General features: G+C 67.6%; 4 protein-coding genes. All 4 read right to left on the reverse strand.

The features are described from left to right. Positions 1-361, reverse strand: a 361-nt coding sequence (locus ELI80_RS05965; RefSeq protein ID WP_136650188.1) for a plasmid pRiA4b ORF-3 family protein, incomplete at its 3' end; no start/stop codon positions are given. Beyond that, entirely contained in the window at positions 358-1860 is a 1503-nt protein-coding gene (gene tnpC / locus ELI80_RS05970; protein WP_136650189.1) for an IS66 family transposase, read from the reverse strand. The genes ELI80_RS05965 and tnpC, both read right to left, overlap by 4 nt. A 59-nt stretch (positions 1861-1919) precedes the next feature. Next, positions 1920-2267 carry an IS66 family insertion sequence element accessory protein TnpB gene (gene tnpB / locus ELI80_RS05975; protein ID WP_136650190.1) on the reverse strand — a complete coding sequence of 116 codons (348 nt, stop codon included), beginning with the start codon at positions 2265-2267 and terminating at the stop codon, positions 1920-1922. Beyond that, a partial coding sequence (gene tnpA, locus ELI80_RS05980; RefSeq protein ID WP_136650191.1) for an IS66-like element accessory protein TnpA occupies positions 2264-2620 on the reverse strand: 357 nt, incomplete at its 5' end. The genes tnpB and tnpA, both read right to left, overlap by 4 nt.

The raw sequence follows: 2620 nt of genomic DNA on the forward strand, positions 1-2620 counted from the left end.
CGACCAGCCGTGGATAGAGCTGGCCCGGCAGGGGGCCATCCGTCAGCTCCGCGGTCAGCTGATGTCGCCAGTCGTCGCCGAAGTCGTAGGTGTAGACGAGCGGAGTGTGCCCTGCGGCTGCGAGAGCCTGTTGTATGGTGGCCTTGCTGGCCGGCAGGGCATCAAGCCCGAGGTGGGGATCGGGCAGGCTCCATCGGCGGGACCCTGCCTCAAAGCTGTAGAGATGCTGGTTCTCCCAGCCCATGGCCGCCTGAAGAACAAGGTGCAGACGGTCCAGGCGCAGATCCGAAGGCACCATGAGGGTCCGCGAGACGCAGGGCGTGACGTCTTCCAGAACGGCGGTGAGTCGGAGAATGCTCATAAGTTGGCCCACCTCCAAGGCAGCAGTTCGTCGATCCTGGTGATCTTGTGATCGGGCAGGCGCGCGAGGGTGTCGGCCAGCCAGGCCTGTGGGTCGACGCCGTTCAGTTTGGCCGTCTCGATCAGGGTGTAAGCGATGGCGGTGGCCTTTCCACCAGCTTCGGAGCCGACGAAGAGGTAATTCTTCCGCCCGAGGGCAATGGCGCGCATGCCGCGTTCGGCCGTGTTGTTGTCGAGCTCGAGAATGCCGTGGTCGAGGTAGGGACGCATGCGCTCCATGCGGGTCAGGGCGTAGCGGATCGCGGCAGCCAACGAGGATTTGCCCGAGATGCGGGTCAGCTGCATGGCCAGCCACACCTCGAGATCATCGAAGACCGGTGCCGCTTGAGCCTGGCGGAGTTCGGCCCGCCGATCGGGCGGCAACCCTCGGGCCTCCTTCTCGACGGCGTAGAGCTGGGCGATCCGGCGGATGGCTTCCTCGGCGATCGGGGAGGCCTGGGCGCGATGGATGTCGACGAACTTGCGCCGGACATGGGCCATGCAGGCGACCTCGCGAACGGTCCCGGAGCGGTAGAGGTCTTCGAACCCGGCATAGCCGTCGGCATGCATCCATCCGCGAAAGCGGGCGAGATGGTCTTTCGGGTGCTGGCCCTTGCGGTCACCCGAGAAGCGATACCACGTGGCGGGTGGCGCCTCGCCAGCCCAGGACCGCTCGTCGCGGGCATAGGTCCAGAGCCGGGCGGTCCGGGTCTTGCCGGTGCCCGGCGCCAGCATGCGCACGGGCGTGTCATCGGCGAAGATCGCCTCGGCCGAGAGGACATGGCGGCCAATGGCATCGGCCAGCGGCTCCAGCAGCGCGGTCGTCTTGCCGACCCAGTCGGCCAGCGTGGAGCGATCGAGGTCCAGCCCTTCGCGCTCGAAGATCTGGCTCTGGCGGTAGAGCGGCAGATGATCGGCATACTTGCTGACAAGCACATGGGCGAGGAGACCCGGACCCGGCCGGCCGCGCTCGATGGGGCGGGAGGGCAGCGGGGCCTGGACGAACCGCTCGCAGCACGAGCAGGTCAGCCGCGGCCGCACGATCCGGTTTACGATGAAGCGACCCGGGACGAATTCCAGCTCCTCGGTCACATCCTCGCCGATCTGGCGCAGGCGCCCGCCGCAATCAGCGCAGGCATCGGTGCCGGGGCTGAGTTCCACCTCCATCCGCGGGATATGATCCGGGATCGGGCGGCGCTTGGGGCTGTCCTTCTCCTCGACATCTGGCAGCCTGAGCCGCGCGGTCATCGCCGCGGCAGCGATCTCGCTGATCTCGAGCGCCAGTTGAAGTTGCCCGGCCGTCTCCGACGAGGCCCCGAACCGGTGCGCCCGGTGCCCGGCGAGCTGGTGCCGGAGCTTCTCGATCAGGATCGCCTGGGCCTTCACCTCGGCCAGGAGCCGCGCGGTGAAGCTGCGCAGCTCCTCGGGATCTTCCGGCAGGATGGCGGGCTCATCGAGCATGAGACGAGCTTATCGGGCTGGATGCCGTGTGGGAATCCTCAACGATCCGGGCCAGCTCCTTATCCCGCCGCCAGCGGCTGCCAGGTCCGCTGCGGGGCCCGCCAGTCAATCCCTTCCAGCAGCATCGCCAACTGCGCAGCCGTCAGGGCGATCTTGCCCTCGGTGGCGGAAGGCCAGACGAACCGGCCCCGCTCCAGCCGCTTCATGAACATGCAGGCGCCTTGGCCATCCCACCAGATCACCTTGACCAGATCGCCGCGGCGGCCCCGGAAGACAAAGAGATGCCCGGCGAACGGATCCTGCTTCAGCACCGCCTCGGCCTGCGCGGCCAAGGCCGCGAAGCCCTTGCGCATGTCCGTCACCCCGGCCGCGAGCCACACCCGCGTGTTGGCCGGCACCGGGATCATGCCGACAGACCCCGGATCAGCCGTGCCAGAGCCTCGGGATCATAGCGGCCCGTGATCCGCATCCGATGCCCGCCAGCAAGTTCGATCTCGATCAAGCCCCCGCCGGCGACAGGCGCATCAGGGACAGCCGGGGCTGCCCTGACATCCTGCACGATCTCGACCGGCAAAAACTGCACGCGCTCCGGCGAGCACCCGCCCGCCAAAGGCGCGGGCGCAAAGCGAGCATCACGCAGCCATTTGAAGATCAGGTTCGCGTTGACCGCGTAACGCCGCGCGACCTGAGCAACCGAAACGCCCGGAGCCGTCGTCTGAAAGCAGATCGTCCGCTTCTCCTCGTCCGTCCAGAGCCGCTT

This window comes from Paracoccus aeridis, from assembly GCF_004923205.2.
Taxonomy (GTDB): domain Bacteria; phylum Pseudomonadota; class Alphaproteobacteria; order Rhodobacterales; family Rhodobacteraceae; genus Paracoccus; species Paracoccus aeridis.